At 73.3% G+C, this 20,937-nt stretch carries 17 protein-coding genes; 9 read left to right on the top strand and 8 right to left on the bottom strand.

What is annotated here, in order from left to right; all coding sequences use genetic code 11:
• Window positions 1–43: 43 nt before the first annotated feature.
• Window positions 44–1,738: a TIGR03767 family metallophosphoesterase gene (locus ACGRHY_RS18375; RefSeq protein ID WP_394636408.1), complete on the bottom strand. Its 1,695-nt coding sequence runs from the start codon at window positions 1,736–1,738 to the stop codon at window positions 44–46.
• Between the two features lie 528 nt (window positions 1,739–2,266).
• Between ACGRHY_RS18375 and pepN (ACGRHY_RS18380) the strand changes: the two genes are divergently transcribed.
• A complete protein-coding gene (gene pepN / locus ACGRHY_RS18380; RefSeq protein ID WP_394636409.1) occupies window positions 2,267–4,846 on the top strand; it encodes an aminopeptidase N in 2,580 nt (859 codons plus the stop codon).
• A 92-nt stretch (window positions 4,847–4,938) separates the two neighbouring features.
• Here the strand turns inward: pepN (ACGRHY_RS18380) and ACGRHY_RS18385 are convergent, their stop codons facing one another.
• Both ACGRHY_RS18385 and ACGRHY_RS18390 read right to left on the bottom strand, forming a co-directional pair.
• Window positions 4,939–5,967 carry a TerC family protein gene (locus ACGRHY_RS18385; protein ID WP_394636410.1) on the bottom strand — a complete coding sequence of 343 codons (1,029 nt, stop codon included), beginning with the start codon at window positions 5,965–5,967 and terminating at the stop codon, window positions 4,939–4,941.
• Window positions 5,964–6,515 carry a universal stress protein gene (locus ACGRHY_RS18390; protein ID WP_394636411.1) on the bottom strand — a complete coding sequence of 184 codons (552 nt, stop codon included), beginning with the start codon at window positions 6,513–6,515 and terminating at the stop codon, window positions 5,964–5,966. Before ACGRHY_RS18390 ends, ACGRHY_RS18385 begins: the two co-directional genes overlap by 4 nt.
• Window positions 6,516–6,632: 117 nt before the next feature.
• Here ACGRHY_RS18390 and ACGRHY_RS18395 point away from each other — a divergent pair, with 117 nt between their 5' ends.
• The gene (locus ACGRHY_RS18395) at window positions 6,633–7,004 is read left to right on the top strand and encodes a helix-turn-helix transcriptional regulator (protein WP_394636412.1); all 372 of its coding nucleotides are present in this window, start codon (window positions 6,633–6,635) and stop codon (window positions 7,002–7,004) included.
• Window positions 7,005–7,014: 10 nt separating this feature from the next.
• On the opposite strand, the gene ACGRHY_RS18400 is transcribed toward ACGRHY_RS18395, so the two are convergent.
• Together ACGRHY_RS18400 and pepN (ACGRHY_RS18405) are read right to left on the bottom strand one after the other, a co-directional pair.
• Window positions 7,015–8,055 (bottom strand): hypothetical protein, encoded by a 1,041-nt coding sequence (locus ACGRHY_RS18400; RefSeq protein ID WP_394636413.1) that lies wholly within the window; start codon window positions 8,053–8,055, stop codon window positions 7,015–7,017.
• A gap of 102 nt (window positions 8,056–8,157) precedes the next feature.
• The gene (gene pepN, locus ACGRHY_RS18405; protein WP_394636414.1) at window positions 8,158–10,767 is read right to left on the bottom strand and encodes an aminopeptidase N; all 2,610 of its coding nucleotides are present in this window, start codon (window positions 10,765–10,767) and stop codon (window positions 8,158–8,160) included.
• Between the two features lie 261 nt (window positions 10,768–11,028).
• Here pepN (ACGRHY_RS18405) and ACGRHY_RS18410 point away from each other — a divergent pair, with 261 nt between their 5' ends.
• Window positions 11,029–11,676 (top strand): mycothiol-dependent nitroreductase Rv2466c family protein, encoded by a 648-nt coding sequence (locus ACGRHY_RS18410; protein ID WP_394636415.1) that lies wholly within the window; start codon window positions 11,029–11,031, stop codon window positions 11,674–11,676.
• 238 nt (window positions 11,677–11,914) lie between these two features.
• Here ACGRHY_RS18410 and ACGRHY_RS18415 read toward each other — a convergent pair whose 3' ends face one another.
• Window positions 11,915–13,348, bottom strand: a complete 1,434-nt coding sequence (locus tag ACGRHY_RS18415) for an amino acid permease (RefSeq protein WP_394636416.1) — start codon at window positions 13,346–13,348, stop codon at window positions 11,915–11,917.
• Window positions 13,349–13,666: 318 nt separating this feature from the next.
• On the opposite strand from ACGRHY_RS18415, the gene ACGRHY_RS18420 reads away from it, so the two are divergent.
• From ACGRHY_RS18420 to ACGRHY_RS18430, 3 genes are read left to right on the top strand one after another with little or no spacing between them, the layout of a single operon-like run.
• Window positions 13,667–14,275 (top strand): biotin transporter BioY, encoded by a 609-nt coding sequence (locus tag ACGRHY_RS18420; protein WP_394636417.1) that lies wholly within the window; start codon window positions 13,667–13,669, stop codon window positions 14,273–14,275.
• A 26-nt stretch (window positions 14,276–14,301) separates the two neighbouring features.
• Window positions 14,302–14,790 carry a ribose-5-phosphate isomerase gene (locus ACGRHY_RS18425; protein ID WP_394636418.1) on the top strand — a complete coding sequence of 163 codons (489 nt, stop codon included), beginning with the start codon at window positions 14,302–14,304 and terminating at the stop codon, window positions 14,788–14,790.
• Window positions 14,791–14,815: 25 nt separating this feature from the next.
• Window positions 14,816–15,652 (top strand): Fpg/Nei family DNA glycosylase, encoded by an 837-nt coding sequence (locus ACGRHY_RS18430; RefSeq protein WP_394636419.1) that lies wholly within the window; start codon window positions 14,816–14,818, stop codon window positions 15,650–15,652.
• Between the two features lie 52 nt (window positions 15,653–15,704).
• Here the strand turns inward: ACGRHY_RS18430 and ACGRHY_RS18435 are convergent, their stop codons facing one another.
• A complete protein-coding gene (locus ACGRHY_RS18435) occupies window positions 15,705–16,934 on the bottom strand; it encodes a GNAT family N-acetyltransferase (protein WP_394636420.1) in 1,230 nt (409 codons plus the stop codon).
• Between the two features lie 113 nt (window positions 16,935–17,047).
• Between ACGRHY_RS18435 and ACGRHY_RS18440 the strand changes: the two genes are divergently transcribed.
• On the top strand, window positions 17,048–18,202 hold the full coding sequence (locus tag ACGRHY_RS18440; RefSeq protein ID WP_394636421.1) for a PP2C family protein-serine/threonine phosphatase: 1,155 nt from the start codon (window positions 17,048–17,050) through the stop codon (window positions 18,200–18,202).
• Window positions 18,195–18,953, top strand: coding sequence for an endonuclease V (locus tag ACGRHY_RS18445; RefSeq protein WP_394636422.1), 759 nt, complete (start codon window positions 18,195–18,197; stop codon window positions 18,951–18,953). Before ACGRHY_RS18440 ends, ACGRHY_RS18445 begins: the two co-directional genes overlap by 8 nt.
• A gap of 16 nt (window positions 18,954–18,969) precedes the next feature.
• On the opposite strand, the gene ACGRHY_RS18450 is transcribed toward ACGRHY_RS18445, so the two are convergent.
• Window positions 18,970–20,190 (bottom strand): acyltransferase family protein, encoded by a 1,221-nt coding sequence (locus ACGRHY_RS18450; protein WP_394636423.1) that lies wholly within the window; start codon window positions 20,188–20,190, stop codon window positions 18,970–18,972.
• Window positions 20,191–20,692: 502 nt separating this feature from the next.
• Between ACGRHY_RS18450 and ACGRHY_RS18455 the strand changes: the two genes are divergently transcribed.
• Window positions 20,693–20,887: a hypothetical protein gene (locus ACGRHY_RS18455; protein WP_093654442.1), complete on the top strand. Its 195-nt coding sequence runs from the start codon at window positions 20,693–20,695 to the stop codon at window positions 20,885–20,887.
• Window positions 20,888–20,937: the final 50 nt, after the last annotated feature.

Raw genomic sequence — 20,937 nt, forward strand, 5'->3', positions numbered from 1 at the left:
ACAGTGGCCCTCCTCCGCGCCGGCCGCCGCGCTTCCCGCACCCTCAGCGGCGCCGCAGCAGCAGTTCCGTGTTGCGGTCGCCCGCCTTGCCGGTCAGGGAGGTGCTGCGGCCCGGGGCGTTGAAGGCCAGTTCGCGGTAGAGCGAGGCCAGACCGGCGGGGGAGAGGTCGCCGGGGCCGGCGGCGTAAGGCGCCGCGGACTCGACGCAGGTGGTGAAGAGGGAGAGGGTGCCGTCGCCGTTGTCCGCCAGCTCGATGACGCGGGCGAGCTGCGGGTGGTCCACGTGCGAGGCGGTGGTGATCTCCCAGTAGTGGCCGCGCGGCACGATCCGGTTGCGGTGGCTGTGCCCGTTGATCCAGGCGGTCACATGGGCGTGCCGCCCCAGCAGCGCGGTCAGCTCGGCGCCGCCGACGGTGACGGATTCGCTGTAGTGGTGGCTGAAGACCAGCACGTGGTCGTCGCCGTGGCGGGTCAGCTCGCGCTCCAGCCAGCGCAGTTGGGCGGCGCCGATGTGTCCCCGGTAGTCGCCGTCCGGGTTGGTGGTGTCCAGGCTGACGCCGAGCACGCCGTCGGCGACGCGGAAGGAGTAGTACAGCCGCCCCTCCTCCAGGGCGGCCCGGGTGTAGCCGTGGCCGACGGGGCCGGGGCCGGTGTACGCCGGGTCCAGGTGCGCCGCGGCGTACTCCCGGGTGGTCAGGGGCGCGCGGGAGGGGTCGGGGGTGACGGTGCGCGTCTTACGGGAGTGGGCGCGCAGCAGTTCCCTGAGCGCGGCACCCCGGGTGTCGAGGCCCCTGCGCACCGATCTGTGGAGCGCGGCGGCCTCGGCCTCGGGCAGCTCGTACAGTTTCCGCTCCCCGGTGGCCAGGCCGGTGAAGTGCGCGCCGCCCGCGAAGTGGCCGCCGTGGAGGTCGTCGTGGTTGCCGACGGTGGAGTACCAGGGGATGGCCAGGCCGGGGCTGGTGAGCCGCCGGATCGCGGCGTCGAGGAAGCCGTCGACGCGGGGGAAGCCGTACCGCCCCCGGTCGGTGTCGTCCGCCCCGCCCTCCGGGTGCCAGTACAGGGGCAGTCCGGAGTTCTGCACGCCCTCGTAGCGCAGCGGGTCGCCGGTGTTGGGGGTGATGCGGCCGCCGCTCATCGCGGTGAGGAACCACTCGGTCTCGGCGCGGCAGTTGTTGTCGGTGTTGTCCCCGGTGGTGACCGCGAGGCCGAGCGGCGCACCGGTGGCCGGGCCGCCGCGCAGCGAGTTGATCCGCTCGACCATCGAGACCAGGCCGTGTACCGACAGCGCCTCCTGCGGGCGCCAGGCGCCGGGCTTCCCGGAACGCATGTACTCGAAGCGCAACGGGTGCTGCACGTCCGTGACATGGGCGTCGGTGAGCTGGACGAAGCAGGCCAGGGTGGTGCGCCGGTCCTCGCGCGCCCTGCCCGCGGCGGCCAGGTCCTCCCGTACGACCCGCTCCCAGCCGCGCCCCTCGCCCAGTCGCCGGTAGCCGCCCGCGCCGCGCGGCGCGGCGGTGCTCACCAGCGTGGTCCCGGCCGGGGAGGGGAGGGCCGGGGCGGTGGGCGAGGGGGAGGCGGAGGGCGTCGGCGGGACCGCGGTGGGCGCGGCGGCGTCGGCCGGCTCCCCGCCTCCGCCGAGTGCCACCCCCGTCCCGGTGGCGATCACGGCGGCCCCGGCGGCGGTGAGCAGGGTGCGGCGGTCGAGGGCGCGGTGGGCGGGCTGGCTGCTGCGGGACATGGGCGTCTCTCCCCGGATGCGAACGCGGCACCTTGGGGCGGGGCGTTCCCCACCCACCGGGGATCGTCGGCAGCCGTGGTGACCCGCGTTCCAACGGCGCGCGAACGTACGACACCGAACAGGGCTCATGGATCACCCGGGACCGTGTCCGCCACGTCCCGCTGGTCGTGCGTTCACCGGGGAGGCCGGAAGTTCACCTCCCGGCCTCCCCGGGCCTTCTCTCCCGGCCTCCCCGTTCACCCCTCCGGGGCCGCCTCCGGCCGCGGGCGGGAGCGCCGCGGCAAGGGCCTCCCGGACCGCACCCGCCGTCACACCCTGCGCGGTGACCGCTTTCGCGGCGAGTCCGTCCGGCTCGCTCAGCAGGCCCGGGCCCGGGTCCCGAGGTGGCCCGCCGCCTGCGCCTCGTTCCGCGCCGCCTCCTCGCATCGCCGCAGGTACCGGCGGGGAAAGGCCATCACCTCCCCCGGGGCGGGCGTGCGAGGATGGCCGGAAACCCGAGAATCCGGACACACGAAGGAGATGACGCAGGTGCCTGGTACGAACCTCACGCGCGAAGAGGCGCGGGAGCGGGCCCGTCTGCTCGAGGTGGACTCCTACGAGATCGAGCTCGACCTCTCCGGCGCGCAGGAGGGAGGGACCTTCCGCTCGGCCACCACGGTGAGGTTCGACGCGCGCGAGGCCCGGGAGAGCTTCATCGACCTGGTGGCCCCGGCCGTGCACGAGATCGTCCTCAACGGCGAGTCCCTCGACCCCGCCGAGGCCTTCGCCGACTCGCGCATCGCCCTGCCGGGCCTGGTCGCCGGACGCAACGAGCTGCGCATCCTCGCCGACTGCGCCTACACCAACACCGGCGAGGGCCTGCACCGCTTCGTCGACCCCGTCGACGACCAGGCGTACCTCTACACGCAGTTCGAGGTGCCCGACGCCCGCCGCGTGTTCGCCTGCTTCGAGCAGCCCGACCTGAAGGCGTCCTTCGCCTTCACCGTCACCGCCCCCGACGGCTGGACGGTGATCTCCAACTCGCCCACCCCGAAGGCCGAGGGGCCGGGCGGCAACACCTGGCGCTTCGAGCCCACCCCGCGCATCTCCTCCTACATCACCGCGCTGATCGCCGGCCCGTACCACTCGGTGCACAGCAGCTGGGAGGACGGGAAGGGCCGCAGCGTCCCGCTGGGCGTCTACTGCCGCCCCTCACTGGCCGAGCACCTGGACGCGGACGCGATCTTCGAGGTCACCCGCCAGGGCTTCGACTGGTTCGAGGAGAAGTTCGACCACCCCTACCCCTTCGCCAAGTACGACCAGCTCTTCGTCCCCGAGTTCAACGCGGGCGCGATGGAGAACGCGGGCGCCGTCACCATCCGCGACCAGTACGTCTTCCGCTCCAAGGTGACGGACGCCGCCTACGAGGTGCGGGCCGAGACGATCCTGCACGAGCTGGCCCACATGTGGTTCGGCGACCTGGTCACCATGGAGTGGTGGAACGACCTGTGGCTGAACGAGTCGTTCGCCACCTACACCTCCATCGCCTGCCAGGCCGCCGCCCCCGGCAGCCGCTGGCCGCACGCGTGGACGACCTTCGCCAACTCCATGAAGACCTGGGCCTACCGCCAGGACCAGCTCCCCTCCACGCACCCGATCATGGCCGAGATCCGGGACCTGGACGACGTCCTGGTCAACTTCGACGGCATCACCTACGCCAAGGGCGCCTCCGTCCTCAAGCAGTTGGTGGCCTACGTCGGCGAGGCCGCCTTCTTCCGCGGCGTGCAGACGTACTTCAAGCGGCACGCCTGGGGCAACACCCGTCTGACCGACCTGCTCACCGCTCTGGAGGAGACCTCCGGCCGGGATCTGAAGACCTGGTCGAAGGCGTGGCTGGAGACGGCCGGCATCAACGTCCTGCGCCCGGAGATCGAGGTGGACGCGGACGGCGTCATCACCTCCTTCGCCGTGCGCCAGGAGGCCCCCGCCCTGCCGGCGGGCGCCAAGGGCGAACCGCTGCTGCGCCCGCACCGCATCGCCGTCGGCTCCTACGAGCTGGATGGCGGGAAGCTGGTGCGCACCGGCCGGACCGAGCTGGACGTGGACGGCGAGCGCACCGAGGTGCCCGGACTGGCCGGAACCCGCCGCCCGGCGGTGGTCCTGCTCAACGACGACGACCTGTCCTACGCCAAGGTCCGGCTCGACGAGGCGTCCCTGGCCACCGTCACCGGCCACCTGGGCGACTTCACCGAGTCGCTGCCGCGCGCCCTGTGCTGGGCCTCGGCCTGGGACATGACCCGCGACGGCGAGATGGCCGCCCGCGACTACCTGGAGCTGGTGCTCTCCGGCATCGGCAAGGAGTCCGACATCGGCGTCGTCCAGTCCCTCCAGCGGCAGGTCAAGCTGGCCCTGGACCTGTACGCCGCCCCGAGCTGGCGCGAGGCCGGGCTGCTGCGCTGGTCCGAGGCCGCGCTGGAGCGGCTGCGCACGGCCGCTCCCGGCAGTGACCACCAGCTCGCCTGGGTGCGGGCGCTGGCCGCCACCGCCCGTACCGACGAGCAGCTCGGCCTGGTCGCCGGGCTGCTGGACGGCAGTGAGGAGATCGAGGGCCTGACGGTGGACACCGAGCTGCGCTGGGCGCTGCTCCACCGCCTAGCGGCCACCGGGCACGCGGACGCCGGCGCCATCGAGGCCGAGCTGGAGCGCGACCGCACCTCGGCCGGTGAGCGGCACGCGGCGGCGGCGCGGGCGGCCCGGCCGACGCAGGAGGCCAAGGCTCAGGCGTGGGCCTCGGTCGTGGACTCCGACAAGCTGCCCAACGCCATGCAGGAGTCGGTCATCGGCGGCTTCGTCCAGACCGACCAGCGCGAGCTGCTCGCCCCGTACACCGCGAAGTACTTCGAGGTCCTCAAGGACGTGTGGGAGTCGCGCAGCCACGAGATGGCCCAGCAGATCGCGATCGGCCTCTACCCGGTCCTGCAGGTGTCCGAGGAGACGCTGCGGGCCACGGACGCCTGGCTGGAGTCGGCGGAGCCCGGCGCGGCCCTGCGCCGCCTGGTGACCGAGTCGCGCGCGGGGGTCGAGCGCGCCCTGAAGGCGCGGGCGGCCGACGCGGCGGCGGCCGTCTGACGTTCCGGGAGTCCCGGAGAAGGGGGGCGGTGCCCGCGCTTTCGGCGCGGGCACCGCCCCCCTTCCGGTGTTTCCGGTGTTTCCCGGGTCTCTCAGCCGGACGGGGCGCCGCGTGTCGAGGCGGTCTCCCCGGACGCGTCTCCGCCGTCCCCGCCGGCACTGTCGTCCCCGCCGCCGTCCCCGTCTCCGTTCCGGGAACGGGTGGCCGCCAGGGACCAGCCGATCGAGACGGTGATGGTGGCGGCGATGACGCCGAGGGTGAGGGGGATGGGGAGCTTGCCGACGGGGGTCTCGGACAGGATCAGCTTGATGCCGGCGAAGACGAGCAGGAACGCCAGCCCGTAGTGGAGGTAGGTGAAGCGACGCAGCAGCCCGGACAGGCAGAAGTACAGGCTGCGCAGGCCGAGGACGGCGAAGGCGTTGGCCGTCCACACCAGGAAGGTGTCGGTTGTGATGGCCAGGACGGCGGCGACCGAGTCGATGGCGAAGACCAGGTCGGTGGCCTCGATCGCGATGAGGGCGATGAACAGCAGGGTGGCAACCCGGCGCCCGTCGATCCGGACGAAGAAGCGGTCGCCGTGGTACCGGGAGTCGGTGGGCAGGACCCGGTGGATCAGGCGGACGAGCGGATTGCGCTCGGGGTGGATCTCCTCGTTGTGCGAGAAGGCCATCTTCCAGCCGGTCCAGATCAGGAACGCGCCGAAGAGGTAGGCGGTCCAGAAGAAGACCTGGAGCAGTTCGGCCCCGACGAAGATGAACACCAGCCGGGCGACGAGCGCGCCGATCACGCCCCAGAAGAGGATCTTGTGCTGGTAGGCGTCGGGAACCGCGAAGAACGAGAAGACCAGGGCGAAGACGAAGACGTTGTCGATCGAGAGGGCCTTCTCGATCAGATAGCCCGCGTAGTACGTGCCGGCGGTGTCGCCGCCCTGCCAGGCCCACAGCACGAGACCGAAGCCCAGACCGGCGGCGATCCACACCGCGCTCCAGGCGGCCGCCTCGCGGAAGCCGATCACATGGTTGTCACGGTGGGCGAGCAGGTCGACGGCGAGCATCGCGGCGATGCCGAGGGTCAGGGCGGCCCACACCCACAAGGGGACGGCCAGTGACGGATCGTTCAACGGGGTCGGGTTCCTTCCGCCGTCGGCGGACTCGGCGGACTCGGCGGACCCGGCGGACCCGGCGCGGTGCCGCGCAGGGGGGCCCAGGGCGCGGGGGCCGCCGTGTGCACCGGCGGGCCGCCGTGGAGGGCGGCGGCCTCCCGCAGTGCGGCGGCGTCGACGCCGGCGGGGCCCGTACGGGCGGCGACCACCGCGTCGCAGCCGTTCCGGCGGGTCAGGGCCACCACCTCGGCGGCGGTCCGCAGCCGCGTACCGCGGCGCGGCGGCAGACGGTGGGCGGCGGGGATGTGGCCCAGGCCGGCCCGTCCGACGCGGGGAAGCACCCTGGCCAGGACGGCGGCGCCCGCCCGCCCGACGGCCCGGTCGCCCAGGTGCGCGGGCAGTACGGCCACCAGCAGCAGGGGCGCCCGGTGGATCCTGGCCAGACGTACGGCGGTGTCGGCGACGGCGACGTCGTCGAGGCGGTCGGTGAGAATGGCGGCGATCGGTCGGGGCGGGAGGTGCGGCGCGGTCATGGCGGATCCGCCTTCCTGCGCGGAAACGGTCATATCCTCAAGAGTCACCTGAAAGGGGAACCGCGTCAATGTTTACGCGAAAAGTTTTTCGCTAATTACGGGGCGTCCTTTCGTGAGTGACACGCGAAGCGCGGATCGTACGATGGAGGTGTGACCGTATCCCCCTCCCGCGGCGACCGGTGGACCTTCCTCACCAACCACGCCCGCGTGCTCCTGCACATCGCCCGCGACCCCGAGGTCCGGCTGCGGGACGTCGCGGCGTCCATCGGCATCACCGAGCGCGCGACCCAGGCGATCGTCGCCGACCTGGAGGCCACCGGATACCTCAGCCGCACCCGGGTCGGCAGGCGCAACCGCTACACCGTCGACCCCACCGTCTCCCTGCGGCACCCCTCGGAGGCCGGTCACCCCGTCGGCGATCTGCTCGACACCTTCCTCCACCGCGAGGAGCCACAGGCCGCCTCCGCCTCCCGGACCGCGGCGCCCCGGGAGGGGGAGGGGCGGGAGGGTTCCGGCCCCTGAGGGCCGGCGCTCACCGCGGCAGGACCTCCACGTGCGGGACCGGCCCGCGCTCCGGCGCGGTCACCAGGGCGGTGCGGACCACGGCGGCCTGCTGCGCGGGGCGGTCGCGGAGCGCGGCCGCGGTGACGTGGACGACCGTGACGCCCCGGCCCCGCAGCCGCTCGCGCTTGCGGGCGTACGCCGGCGGCCGGGTGCCGCCCTCCACGCCCGTACCGTCGCGGACGTCGATCTCGACGGCCACGGCCTGCTCCGGCCAGTAGGCGTCCACCCCGCCGAGGTGGGGGCCGCCGGGCAACCGGAGGTCGACGTTCCAGCAGGGCTCGGGCAGGCTGTGGGCGCGGACCAGGCCGTACAGCAGGCTCTCGGCCACCGACCGGCTCTCGGCCAGCAGCGCGTCCACGGCGTCCGCCAGGTGCGGGCGGCCCAGCAGCCGGGCACGAGCCAGCTCGCGGAGGACGGCCCGCGCCTCGCAGTGGCCGCCGCGCACCGCCTCGGTCAGCATCCGGCGCACCGCCGCCGCTTCGACGGTCCGGGCGGCGGTGTCGGCCAGGGCGCGGGGCACCGGGGCCACGGACAGGCCGGTGATCTCCTCGGGTACGGGGAGGCGGCGGGTGCGCACCACGCGGGCGCAGCCGGCCGGGCGCAGCCGCCGGGTGTGCGGCACCAGCACGTCGATGTGCTCCAGGGCGGACAGCGGGGGCGTGGAGGAGAAGCCGTGCAGGGCGAGCGCGGCGGGCCCGGTGATCACCGCCCGCGCCTCGCGGCCGGCGGCGCGGTCGGCGGGACCGGGGCAGGCCGGCCCCGGTACGCGTTCCGGCCCCGCCGCGTACAGCAGCACCGCGTGCAGTCTCTCCTCGCCGGTCGGCGGCCCGGGGTGCAGCAGGTAGACACCGGGCAGCGGCATCCGCCAGGGGCCGCCGGGCCGGCAGCGCTCACCGGCGGCGGCGGCCGACACACCGCGCTCGCGCAGTGTGCGGGCCGTCACCACCCGTCGGCGTACGTGCGACAGACGGCGGGCGGGGCGGGGGGACACGGGGGTCTCATGGCTCATGTCCCCGCGATTCCCGCCCGCGTTCCACCCGCCAACCTCTGTTACGCACCCGTCGACGAACGCGGACACGCCCGTCCTAAAGTACGGGCGTTCGAACGCCGATCAGCTCCCCGCCGCACGGGCCGCCGCGTCGCGGCGCTGCGCCCGCAGCGCCCGCGCCGTGTCGTCGCGGGCCTCCAGCACCAGGCGCCGCAGCGCGGGGGCGGCGTCCTCGTGCGCGGCCAGCCAGGCGTCCGTCCGCTCCAGCACGGCCCGGTTGTCCTGGAGCGCGGGGAACAGGCCGCGGACGACCGACATGCCGATCTCGATGGAGCGCTCGGCCCACACTCGCTCGATCACCTCGAAGTACCGCGGCGCGTACGGCGCCAGCAGCTCCCGCTGGCCCGGCTGGTCGAAGCCCGAGATGGTCGCGTCCACCAGCGCGTTGGACAGGCGGTCGGAGTCCACCACGTCCGTCCACGACCGGGCCTTGACCCCGGCCGACGGCCGCGCGGCCAGGCAGCGCACCTGGTGCCGCTTGCCGGAGGCGGTGTCGTCGCGGGCCAGCTCGGCCGCCAGCCGCCCCTCGTCGGCCAGGCCCTGGGAGGCCAGCGTCTCCAGGAAGGTCCAGCGCAGCTCCTGGTCGACCTCCAGTCCGTCGATCCGGCCCGTGCCCTCCAGCAGCCCGTCCAGCACCCGCAGGTCGTGCTCGTCGTGCGCGACGGACGCGAAGAACCGCGCCCACGCGAGCTGGTGGTCGCCGCCCGGCCCGGCCTGCCGCAGATGCCGCAGCGCGCCGTGGGCGAGCAGCCGCGCGCCCTCCTCGCGCCACTCGGGCGCGACGTAGTGGACCAGGGCGGCGCGCGCCCAGGCGTGCAGCATCTGCACCACGCCGATGTCGGACTCCCGGCCGCCGAAGCGCAGCACCAGGTCGAGGAAGTCGCGGGCGGGCATCAGCGCGTCGCGCGTGAGGTTCCACAGGGCCGACCAGCACAGCGCGCGGGCCAGGTTGTCGGTGACCGAGCCCAGGTGGGAGCGGAGGGTCTCCAGGGACGCCTCGTCGAAGCGGACCTTGCAGTACGTCAGGTCGTCGTCGTTGACGAGGATCAGCTCGGGGCGCTCGGCGCCCGCCAGCTCCTCCACGACCGTCCGCGCGCCGGTTACGTCCACCTCCGCGCGGGCGTAGCGCTCCAGTGCGCCCCCCGCGTCCCGCCGGTACAGGCCGACCGCCACCCGGTGCGGGCGCAGCACCGGGTACTCCCCGGCCGCCTCCTGGACGACCGCCAGTTCGGTGATCCGGCCCGCGGAGTCGTAGGCGGCCTGCGGGGTGAGGGAGTTGACCCCGGCGGTCTGCAGCCAGGCCCGCGCCCACTCGCCCATGTCGCGCCCGGAGGTCTCCTCCAGCACCGACAGCAGGTGCTCCAGCCGCGTGTTGCCCCACTCGTGGCGCTTGAAGTACCGCCGCGCGCCCTCCAGGAAGGCGTCGCGCCCCACGTACGCCACGAGCTGCTTGAGGACGGAGGCGCCCTTGGCGTAGGTGATGCCGTCGAAGTTGAGTTTGGCGTCCTCCAGATCCCGGATGTCGGCGGTGATCGGATGGGTGGAGGGGAGCTGGTCGGCGCGGTACGCCCAGGACTTGCGGCGGTTGGCGAAGGTGATCCAGCCGTCGGTGAAGCGGGTGGCCTCCACCATCGAGAAGGAGCCCATGAAGTCGGCGAAGGACTCCTTGAGCCACAGGTCGTCCCACCACTCCATGGTGACCAGGTCGCCGAACCACATGTGCGCCATCTCGTGCAGGATGACGTTGGCCCGTCCCTCGTAGGAGGCGTCGGTCACCTTGCCGCGGAAGACGAACTCCTCGCGGAAGGTCACACAGCCCGGGTTCTCCATCGCGCCGAGGTTGTACTCGGGCACGAACGCCTGGTCGTACTTGCCGAACGGGTACGGGTAGTCGAAGTGGTCGTGGAAGAAGTCCAGGCCCTGCTTGGTGACGGTGAAGACCTCGTCGGCGTCGAAGTGGCGGGCCAGTCCCCTGCGGCACAGCGCCCCCAGCGGGATCACCAGCTCGCCGCCGCCGGGCAGCTCGCGCCGGTAGACGTCGGTGACGTGGTGGTAGGGGCCGGCCACGACGGTGGTGATGTAGGTCGAGATCGGCCTGGTCGCCTCGAAGCGCCACACGGCCGCGTCCTCCCCGGCCGGCTCCGGCTCGCCGGTGCGCGCGCCGTTGCTCAGCACCGTCCACCGCGCGGGGGCGGTGACGGTGAAGGCGAAGGGCGCCTTGAGGTCGGGCTGCTCGAAGTTCGCGAACACCCGGCGGGCGTCGGCCGGTTCGTACTGGGTGTAGAGGTAGGTCTCCCCGTCCTCGGGGTCGAGGAAGTGGTGCATCCCCTCGCCGGTGCGGCTGTACGCGCACCAGGCGTCCACGGTCAGGGTGTTCTCGGCCTCCAGGGAGTCCAGCGTGACGCGCGTGCCGTCGAACACCTCGTCCGCGTTCAGCTCGCGGCCGTTGAGCGTCACCGAGGCGACCGACGGGGCCAGCAGGTCGGCGAAGGTCGAGGCGCCCGGCTCGGCGCAGCGGAAGCGGATGGTGGTGGTGGAGCGGAAGGTGCGCGGGCCGCCCCCGGGACGGGGGCCGACCGCGGAGCGCAGGTCGAGCGCGATGTCGTACCCGTCCACGGTCAGCAGCCGGGCACGCTCCCGGGCCTCGTCACGGGTCAGATTCTCACCGGGCACGGCGTGACTCCCTCGTCTCGCGTCTCGACAACGGACGGCCAGGATTTCATGCGGCCGCGCGTCGGTGCGCAGCCGGTCGACCGGTCGGTCGGACGGCTGCGCGGGCCGGGCTGCGCGGACCGGGCCGGAGGGCCGGGAATCACCGCGCGGTCCCCGGGCGTTCCCACCAGACACCCCGGCGGACGTCGGCGCGACGGCCGCCGTCCGTGCGCGACGCCCGCGGGTGAGGACCCGCACGATCCGTACGACGAGGAGACCCGCATGCCCGAGACGTCCGAGACCGCGAGCAGGACCCCGGCCGACTTCTGGTTCGACCCCGTCTGCCCGTGGGCCTGGATGACCTCCCGCTGGATGCTGGAGGTGGAGAAGGTCCGCCCGGTCGAGGTGCGCTGGCACGTGATGAGCCTCTCGGTGCTCAACGAGAACCGGCTGGACGAGCTGCCGCGGCAGTACGCCGACCTGATGGAGGCCGGCTGGGGCCCGGTGCGTGTGCTGACCGCCGCCGAGCAGAAGCACGGCCCCGAGGTGCTCGGCCCGCTCTACACCGCTCTGGGCACCCGCTTCCACAACCGGGGCCTGCCCAACGAGCGCGCCACGATCGTGGACGCACTGAAGGAGGCCGGTCTTCCCGGGGAGCTGGCGGACGCCGCGGACACGGACGCCCACGACGAGCGGCTGCGCGCCTCGCACGAGGAGGGCATCGGCCTGGTCGGCCAGGAGGTCGGCACCCCGGTGATCGCCGTACCGGGCCCGGACGGGAAGCGGACCGCCTTCTTCGGCCCGGTCGTCACCCCGGCGCCCAGGGGCGAGGCCGCGGCCCGGCTGTGGGACGGCACGCTGATGGTGGCCTCCACCCCCGGCTTCTTCGAGCTGAAGCGGACCCGTACGGAGGCCCCCAAGTTCGACTGAGCCCCGTGCCCGCGCCCTGCTCCCGTCCGTGGGCGGAAACCTCCCGTACCGCCTGCCGCCCGTGATGCGCGAGGGCTGAGAAGACGACCGCGCGGGTGGCAGGCGGTACGGGAGCGGCGGGGCCCGGCGCGGCGGGGAGGCCGTGCGGTACGCGGGCTCCGCCCAATCTTGTTGCACGTTATGTGCAACAAGATTGGGCGGGCAACAGCGCGCGACGGGGCGCATGGAGGTGCGGCGGCTACCGACCTCGCGCCGCCTCGGCGCCCGCCCCCGCCGCCCGCCGCTGCCGCACCAGCCCGGCCGCCGACAGGGCCAGGGTGAGCCCGGCGGTGAAGGCCAGCTGGGCGCGGGTGTCGCCCTCGCGCAGCATCAGCAGCAGCACCGCGGCCACCCCCGCCAGCGACAGCCAGGTCAGCGCGGGGAACAGCCACATGCGTACCACCAGCAGTTCCGGCGCCTCCCGCTCCAGCATGCGGCGGGTGATCAGCTGGGAGGCGGCGATGAAGCCCCACACCACCAGCACGGCGGCGCCCACCATGTTCAGCAGCCAGGCGAAGACGGTGTCGGGCCACCGGAAGCTCAGCAGTACGGCGAAGAACCCGAAGGCGGCCGAGGCCAGCACCGTCCGGCGCGGCACCCCGCCGCCGACCCGCCCCAGGAAGGCCGGGCCCTCGCCCCGGGCGACCAGCGAGTACGCCATCCGCGAGGCGCCGTAGATGTTGGCGTTCATGGCCGACAGCAGGGCGACCAGCACCACCACGTTCATGACCTCGGCGGCGGCCGGGACGCCGATGTGGCCCAGCACGGCGGCGTACGGGCCGGAGAGCACCGACTCGTCGTCCCAGGGGATCAGTGTGACGATCACCGCGATCGAGCCGACGTAGAAGACGGCGATGCGCCACATCGCCGTACGCACGGCCCTGGCCACGCCCCGCACCGGGTCCCTCGACTCGGCGGCGGCGATGGTCACAGTCTCCAGCCCGCCGTAGGCGAAGACCGAGGCCAGCAGGCCGACGACCAGGCCTTCCGCGCCGTTGGGCAGGAAGCCGCCCTGCCCGGCGAGGTTGTCCAGGCCGGGGGAGGGCGTGCCGGGCAGCAGGCCGAGGACCGCGACGAGGCCCAGGACGATGAAGAGGACGATCGCGGCGACCTTCAGGGCGGCGAACCAGAACTCGTACTCACCGAAGTTCCGCACGGCCAGCAGGTTGCTGCCGGTGAACGCCGCCATGAAGACGGCCACCCACAGCCACTGCGGGGTGCCCGGGAGCCAGCCCGTCATGATCGTCGCCGCGCCCAGCGCCTCCACGGCGACGGCCACGCACAGCAGCACCCAGAAGATCCACCCGGCGGTGAAGCCGGCCCACGGGCCGATCGCGCGCTCGGCGTGCACGGAGAAGGAGCCGGAGGCGGGGTGGGCGGCGGACATCTCGCCGAGCATCCGCATCACCAGCATCACCAGCAGCCCGGAGGCGGCGTAGGCCAGGACGACGGACGGGCCCGCGGCGGCGATGCCCGCACCGGAGCCGACGAAGAGGCCGGCGCCGATCACGCCGCCGAGGGCGATCATCGACAGATGGCGTTGTTTGAGGCCGTGGGAGAGGGCGGAGTGCTCGGTGCCGGCCGCCTCCCGGCGGGGGGAGGCGGTGGTCTTCACATCGGGCGTGCCGGACATGGGGAAGGTGCCGTCCAGGGGTCAGGGGAACCAGGGCCGAGAGAAGCGGAACGGTTGGCTCCGCACTCGGTCAGTGTGGGTGCCCGGCCCGGTCGGCGGCAACGTCCCTCACCTCTCTGTCCGATATCCGGACACTTTGATCACTCCGCGTACGGACCGGCGGCGCACGCCGACGGGTGCGCGCCGCTCCAGGCGCCCTCCGGCCGCCTCCCACAAGCCGGGCCCGCCCTTCTTTGTCGCCAATCTCACGGGGGTGCCGGGGCCGACGTCGGTTAACGTCGGGGCGTCCCCCGAAGTCCTCACGAGACCGGAGCCGTGATGAGCACCTCTGCCACCGCCACAGCCACCGTCCGCCCGGGCGCCGTCCTCGCCGACGTCCTGCCCGCCTCCACCGCCGCCCGCGCCCGCCTGCGCGACGCGGCCCTGGTCCTCGGCGGCGCCGCGCTCACCGGGGTGGCCGCGCAGCTCGCGGTCCCCGTGCCCGGCTCGCCCGTCCCCGTCACCGGCCAGACCTTCGCCGCCCTGCTCCTGGGCGCCGGCCTGGGACCCCGCCGCGCCCTGGCCTCCATGGGCCTGTACGCCGCCGCGGGCGTGGCCGGGATGCCGTGGTTCGCCGAGGGCGCCTCCGGTGTCGCGATGCCCTCCTTCGGCTACATCATCGGCATGCTGCTGGCCGCCGTCGCCGTCGGCGCCATGGCCCGCCGGGGCGGGGACCGCGGCGCGCTGCGCACCGCCGGGACCATGGCCGTGGGCACCGCGATCATCTACGCCGTCGGCGTCCCCTACCTGGCCCTGGCCACGGGCATGTCGGTCGGCCAGGCCGTCGCGGCCGGTCTGGTGCCCTTCCTGATCGGCGACGCGCTCAAGGCGGCCCTGGCCATGGGAGCCCTCCCCACGGCCTGGAAGCTGGTCGGGCGCAAGTCCTGAGCCGGCTCTGAATAGACTTCCGTCCCATGCGCGTGTACCTCGGCTCCGACCATGCCGGCTACGAACTGAAGAACCACCTCGTCCAGTGGCTGAAGGAGGCCGGTCACGAGCCCGTCGACTGTGGCCCCCACATCTACGACGCGGCTGACGACTACCCGCCCTTCTGCCTGCGCGCCGCGGAGCAGACGGCCGACGACGAGGACTCCCTGGGCATCGTCATCGGCGGCTCGGGCAACGGCGAGGCCATCGCCGCCAACAAGGTCAAGGGGGTGCGGGCCGCGCTGGCGTGGAGCGTGGAGACCGCCAGGCTGGGCCGGGAGCACAACGACGCCAACGTGATCAGCGTCGGCGCCCGGATGCACACCACCGAGGAGGCCGTCTCCTTCGTGCAGGCCTTCCTCGACACCCCGTTCTCCGGCGACGAGCGGCACACCCGCCGCATCGACATGCTCTCGTCGTACGAGCGGACGGGGAACCTCCCGCCCGTCCCCGCCCACCACCCCCAGCAGGACTGAGCCCCGAGAGGACCGACCCGCACCCGTGCCGGAAGGCCACACCATCCACCGGCTGGCCGCCGACCTCGACGACAGGTTCGGCGGCCGGTCCGTCCGTGCCTCCAGCCCCCAGGGCCGGTTCGAGGGCGGAGCCGCCCTCGTCGACGGCCGGACGATGGGCGGCGCCGACGCCCACGGCAAGCACCTCTTCCTCGGCTTCCCCCGTTTCGGAGGAGACGCCGACGGCGAGTGGATCCACATCCACCTGGGCCTGTACGGCTCCTTCGCCCTCGGCGAGGGAGCGCCCCCCGCCCCGGTCGGGCAGATACGCCTGCGCCTGGCCACCGCCGAGGCGCCCCCGGCCTACGCCGACCTGCGCGGCCCCAACACCTGCGAGCTGCTCACCGCGGCGGGGAAGGACGCGGTCGCCGGCCGTCTGGGCCCCGACCCGCTGCGCTCCGACGCCGACCCCGAGCGGGCCTGGGCGAGGATCTCCCGCAGCCGCACCACGGTCGCCGCGCTGCTGATGGACCAGAAGGTCGTCGCGGGCGTCGGCAACGTCTACCGCGCCGAGGTCCTCTTCCGGCACAACATCGACCCCTACCGGGCGGGAAGGGACCTCACCCGGGCCGAATGGGAGGCGGTCTGGGCGGATCTGGCCGGACTGATGCGCGAGGGCGTGCGCGCCAACCGCATCGACACCGTACGGCCCGAGCACACCCCCGAGGCCATGGGCCGCCCGCCGCGAGTGGACGACCACGGCGGCGAGGTGTACGTCTACCGCCGGGCCGGGATGCCCTGCCACATCTGCGGCGAGGAGATCCGCACCGCCCCGCTGGCCGCCCGCAACCTGTTCTGGTGCCCCGGCTGCCAGAAGCCCTGACCCGCCGCCGGGCCCGTCCCGCCCACCGGCCCCACCGGGTGCGCCCGAGCCGTCAGAAGCCGTGCGGCAGCCACGGAGCGACGGGCCAGGAGAACGCGGTCGCGGCCCCGGCCAGCGCCCCGGGACGCAGTTCCCGCACCCGGCCGGCGCCCGCCAGCGACGCCAGGGACGTCCCGCCCAGATAGACCTCGCCCAACTCCCTTACCCCCAGTGCCAGTCCGGCGGCGTCACCGGTGCGCTCGCAGGACGCGCCCGAGGCGTCGCCGGTCAGCCGCCAGCGCCCCGTGTTCCAGGGGCAGAAGGCGTCCTCCACCTCCAGCACCACGTCCACCGGCGCCGCGTAGCGGCGGGCCGCCAGCGCCGCGCCCACCTCCACCGGGCGCAGGTGCAGCAGATCGCGCAGAAGAAGCCCGCACCGCCGGACGTCGCTGACCAGATGGAGCAGCGGATCGTCCACCGGGCGGGACTTCGCCTCCACCGCCGAGATCAGGTCGATCCCGAACAGGAAGCGCCACAGCGCCGCGTACGCCGCCGGGTCCAGCGCCTCCAGATCGTGCACCACCACCGTGCCCTTCGGCCCGGACGCGTCCCACTCCGGCCTGACGGCGTAACGGGCGTATCCGCGCAACCCGCCGTCCGACTCGGCCAGTACGCATCGCAGCGCCGACGCGCCCTCCCGCCAGCCCTCGGGATCCAGCACACCCTGCCGCTCCCAGCCCGGACGCCGCTCCAGCAGGCCGGGCCGGGAAGGCACCAGGCGGGCGTACAGCCTCTCGCACTCCTCCAGCGCCTCGACCGGATCGGCGTTCCGCAGCCGGACCCCGTCCGTACCCGGCGGCACCTCCAGGCGCACCCGGTCCGTGTCGACCCGCGTGCGCACATGGCGGGCCGCGACGCCGTACCCGAAGCGCCCGTAGATCGCCGGCTCCGAGGCGGTCAGCACCGCCAGCGGCTCCCCGGCCGCCCGCGCGTCGTCCAACTGCCTCCGCATCATGGCGGTCAGGATGCCGCGCCGCCGGTGCGTGGCGGCCACGCTGACCATCGACAGCCCGCCGGCGGGCACGATCGCACCGCCCGGCACCGACATGCGGAAGGAGAACGCGCCGGCCGTACCGACGATCTCCTCCCCGTCCCGAACGGCGACCGCCCGCTCGAACTCCGTCAGCTCCCGCCACAGCGCCCGGGCTTCGGAGGGCTCGGACTCGCCGAAGGCGAGTTCGAGCTTCCCGAACCAGTCGTCCCACTCCCCGGGGCGCAGTGTCCGCAGATCCGTACTCGTCATGCGCCCATCCCTATCAGGCGGGCGGAGGCGGAGCGACTGATTATCGAACACCGTTTCAGGCCCTCCGTACCGGGAATCGACGGACCCCCGAACGGGTGGATAAGGTCCCTGACATGGCAGGTCGCACGGGCAAGACCCTTCCCGCGCCCCGGTTGCACCGGGCACGCAAGGCCGTCCACCGGGCCCGCACCGTGCTGCGCCGTTCCGCCGTCGACTACTTCCGCGGCGAGGGGTCGGACCGGATCGCCTTCGCCGCCCTGCTCGCCACCGTCCCCGCCCTCGCCTACGCCACCGCCGCCGAGCCGCTGTGGTTCGCGCCCGAGGGCCTGGTGCTGCCGGTCATCGCGGGAGGCCTGCTGCTGCGCCCGGCCAGCCTGCTGGTCCTGTACGCCGCCGCGGCCGTCGCCCTGATCGTGGAGGCCACCGTGCTCGGCCCGTACACGGCCGGGCCCGGCCGTGTCACACCGGGGACCGTCCTGGTGGTGGGCGCGGTCGGACTCTCCGGGCTGCTGATCGCCCAGTTCCGCAGCCGGGTCGGCGTCCCCTGGCGGCACGGCAACACGATGCTGTTCGACCTGCGTGAACGCATCCGCGTCCAGAGCAAGCTGCCGAAGCTGCCCGCGGGCTGGCACCGGGAGATGGCGCTGCGCCCGGCCGGCGGGCAGTCCTTCTCGGGCGACTTCGTCGTCGCCACCCTCACCGGGCCCGACCGCCGCACCCTGGAGGCCGTCCTCACCGACGTCTCCGGCAAGGGCATGGACGCGGGCTCCCGCGCGCTGCTGCTGTCCGGCGCCTTCGGCGGGCTGCTGGGCTCCCTGCCCCCGCACGCCTTCCTCCCGGCCGCCAACGACTACCTGCTGCGCCAGGACTGGCAGGAGGGCTTCGCGACCTCCGTCCACCTCGTCCTCGACCTCGACAGCGGCGACTACGAGCTGTTCTCCGCGGGCCACGTGCCGGCCCTCCAGCTCAACGCGGGCAGCGGCCGCTGGGAGGAGAAGAACGCCGAGGGACCGCTCCTCGGCGTCTACGACGGAGCCCGGTTCGACCCGGTCAAGGGCAGTCTGCGCCCCGGCGACGTTCTGATGCTCTTCACCGACGGCCTGGTGGAGACCGCCGAACGGGAGCTGACCGAGGGCATCGACCGGCTGACGGGAGAGGCCGACCGCTATGTCGTCGCCGGCTTCGAGGGAGCCGCCTGGCATCTGATCGAGGCCGTCGCCCGTGACGTCAACGACGACCGGGCCCTGCTGCTGATCCGCCGTGACTGACGGCACGGCCGGTACGGCGCGTGCGGCCGGCGCGCCGCGGTGGCCGGTCACCGAGGCGGAGGCGGTGGCCGAGCAGGAGCGGATCCGGGCCGCGGCCGACCCTGTGGGCCCGGGACCGGCGCCGGGGCGGGCACACCGGATCGCCGGGGTCGACGTCACCTACGACGAGGGGAGCGACCTGCTGGTCGCGGCGGCCGTGGTGCTGGACGCGGAGAGCCTGGAGATCCTGGAGGAGGCGGTCCACACCGGCCGCGGCCGCTTTCCGTACATCCCCGGCCTGCTCGCCTTCCGCGAGCTGCCGCCGGTGCTGGCCGCGCTGGGGAAGCTCGGCACACCACCCGATCTGGTGGTGTGCGACGGCTACGGCTACGCGCACCCCCGACGGGCCGGGCTGGCGGTGCATCTGGGCGTGCTGACCGGGCTGCCGTGCTTCGGGGTCGCCAAGTCGCCCTTCGTCTTCGAGCACACCGAGCCGGGACCGCGGCGAGGCGACACCTCACCGCTGCTGGACCGGCAATCCACCCCGGCCGAGACCGTGGGCCGCGCGCTGCGCACCAGGCCCGGCGTCAGACCGGTCTTCGTCTCCGCCGGCCACGGAATCGGACTGGACCACGCCTGCGCCCACACCCTGCGCCTGGCCCCGCGCTACCGGCTGCCGGAGACGACGCGCGGCGCCGACGGACTCAGCCGCAGGGTCCTGAGGGAGATCAGGCAGGGCCTGCGGGAGCCGTACGGCGCCGCGGAGCGGTGAGCTCCCGGGCGGACGGTCAGCGCGAGCCGGCCGTCCTGGACGACCTCGCCGTCCTGGACGACCTCGCCGTCCCGGCCGTCCCGGCCGGCTCGGCGGAGCGCCGCCGGGCCGCCTCGGCGGCGTCGCGCCTGAAGATCCAGTCCATCCTGGGCTCCATCGCGAACCGGAACGTCCGCCGCACCGGCGAGCTGCACAGCACGGCCGCCAGGGCCACGGCGCCGATCGTCAGCGCGACGATGCCGGCCGGCGTGGTGAGCCACGGGAACGCGTCGTACCACCCGAAGATCCGTGAGGCCTGCACCAGGAAGCCGTGCAGCAGGTAGGCGTACAGCGTCCCCGCGCCCAGCGCGGTGAACCACATGTGGCGCCGGGGGACCCAGGCGAGGAAGCAGACGGTCAGCACCAGCGAGCAGGCGAACATCGCGAGGTTCATGGCGATGCCGATCCACCAGGGCACGCCGAGCTCCTGGCCGCTGCTGTTGTGGTAGAACCACTCGAAGTTCATCCGGGGCCCCGACCAGTAGGCGAAGACCAGTGCCGCGGCGGCCACGGGGACGCTCAGCAGCCGCACCCCGCGCCGCCGCACGCGCTCGAAGTGCTCGGGGCGCAGGCAGAGGCCGAGGACGAAGAACGGCAGGAGCTGCAGCACCCGCTGGAGGTCCAGGTCGTTGCCGATGTCGGGTGAGACGGAGGCCAGCAGGGCGATGCCCAGGGCCACCGGCAGGGGCCAGCGCAGCGCCTTCCAGACGGGCGTCGTCAGCCGCCACACGAACAGCGCGATCAGGAACCAGGTCAGGTACCAGGGATCGAGCAGGCTTATGGGATGCTCCGGGGAGTCCGCCGCCTTCCTGAACAGGCTGTAGGCGGTCTCGAAGACGAGGTACGGCACGAGTACGCCGGTCACCAGCCGCCGCACCCGGCTCGGCCGCATGTCGAAGCTGCGGGAGAAGTAGCCGGAGACGATGATGAAGGCCGGCATGTGGAAGGCGTACACGAAGTTGTAGGCCGCCAGCACCGCCCGCGAGTCGTCGATCACCGGCCGCCAGGCGTGGCCCACCACGACCAGCGCGATCGCCAGGAACTTGGCGTTGTCGAAGAAGGCGTCCCGCCGCCCGGATCCTTCCGCTCCGCCTCCTGGTCCGGGCCGGGTGGTCTCCGGTGCGGACGGCGCGGACGGTACGGCCGCGTCGGGCCTGGCGGGAGGGAGCGGGGAGCGCTCATGGCCGACTTGGAACATCTTCCGCACCTTAGTAGGAACCCATTCGGAGGTAAATCCGGGGAGGTCTCCCCGCCCCCGGAACGGAGAATCGTGACCGGCGCACTTCGGGCTGCCTGCGAGTGGCGGCTCCTTCTGTGGAATGTCCGTTAAGCTCCATTTGGTCGCCCTTTCGTTCCGTTCATACCGGACTTATCGCTCAGGGGTGCGCCGTTTTTCCCCGGGGGTGTTTCTCCGCCCGGCAGGGGCCGCGGCACCGTCCAATTCCAACGGTGAAGTTATTGGAAATGTTCTCGGAAGATCCGATCCGAAACACCGGTGTGCGCTGCACCGATCCGTTCGGCGGCCGGTGAGGCGCCCTGGCGGACCCGGGTCCGCTGACACGCCCGGGGTCCGCCGATCCTCCACCTGCCTGCACTGACACGGCAGTTGGTGGCACGATGGTCACGCCGGGGGTGCGGTGGAGGGTTCCCGGGCCGGCGTGGCCGGCGCAGAGGCGTTGCGACCGAGGGTGTGATCAGTTGTGGCCATTTCACTGTCTGTGGTGCTGCTCTTGGCGATCATCATGGTCGTTCTCATGCGCAGCGGCTCGCTGAAGGCGGGGCCCGCGCTCGTCGCGATCCTCTTCGGCTTCTTCCTGGCCTCCACGGGTATCGCCCCGTCGATCAACCGCTTCCTCGACTCGCTCGCCGAGTCGATCAACCAGATCACTTTCTGAGCGGCGCCCGGAGTACGGGGAACAGGCGCGGAAACGGAAGAACGGCCCGG

Source organism: Streptomyces shinuiensis (genome assembly GCF_043660855.1).
GTDB lineage: Bacteria > Actinomycetota > Actinomycetes > Streptomycetales > Streptomycetaceae > Streptomyces.

Coding starts and splice junctions, on each gene's coding strand:
- ACGRHY_RS18435 (WP_394636420.1), bottom strand. CDS start 16,934: ATGACGAGTACGGATCTGCGGACACTGCGCCCCGGGGAGTGGGACGAC.
- ACGRHY_RS18425 (WP_394636418.1), top strand. CDS start 14,302: ATGCGCGTGTACCTCGGCTCCGACCATGCCGGCTACGAACTGAAGAAC.
- ACGRHY_RS18390 (WP_394636411.1), bottom strand. CDS start 6,515: ATGACCGTTTCCGCGCAGGAAGGCGGATCCGCCATGACCGCGCCGCAC.
- ACGRHY_RS18415 (WP_394636416.1), bottom strand. CDS start 13,348: ATGTCCGGCACGCCCGATGTGAAGACCACCGCCTCCCCCCGCCGGGAG.
- ACGRHY_RS18410 (WP_394636415.1), top strand. CDS start 11,029: ATGCCCGAGACGTCCGAGACCGCGAGCAGGACCCCGGCCGACTTCTGG.
- ACGRHY_RS18450 (WP_394636423.1), bottom strand. CDS start 20,190: ATGTTCCAAGTCGGCCATGAGCGCTCCCCGCTCCCTCCCGCCAGGCCC.
- ACGRHY_RS18420 (WP_394636417.1), top strand. CDS start 13,667: ATGAGCACCTCTGCCACCGCCACAGCCACCGTCCGCCCGGGCGCCGTC.
- ACGRHY_RS18375 (WP_394636408.1), bottom strand. CDS start 1,738: ATGTCCCGCAGCAGCCAGCCCGCCCACCGCGCCCTCGACCGCCGCACC.
- ACGRHY_RS18440 (WP_394636421.1), top strand. CDS start 17,048: ATGGCAGGTCGCACGGGCAAGACCCTTCCCGCGCCCCGGTTGCACCGG.
- ACGRHY_RS18400 (WP_394636413.1), bottom strand. CDS start 8,055: ATGAGCCATGAGACCCCCGTGTCCCCCCGCCCCGCCCGCCGTCTGTCG.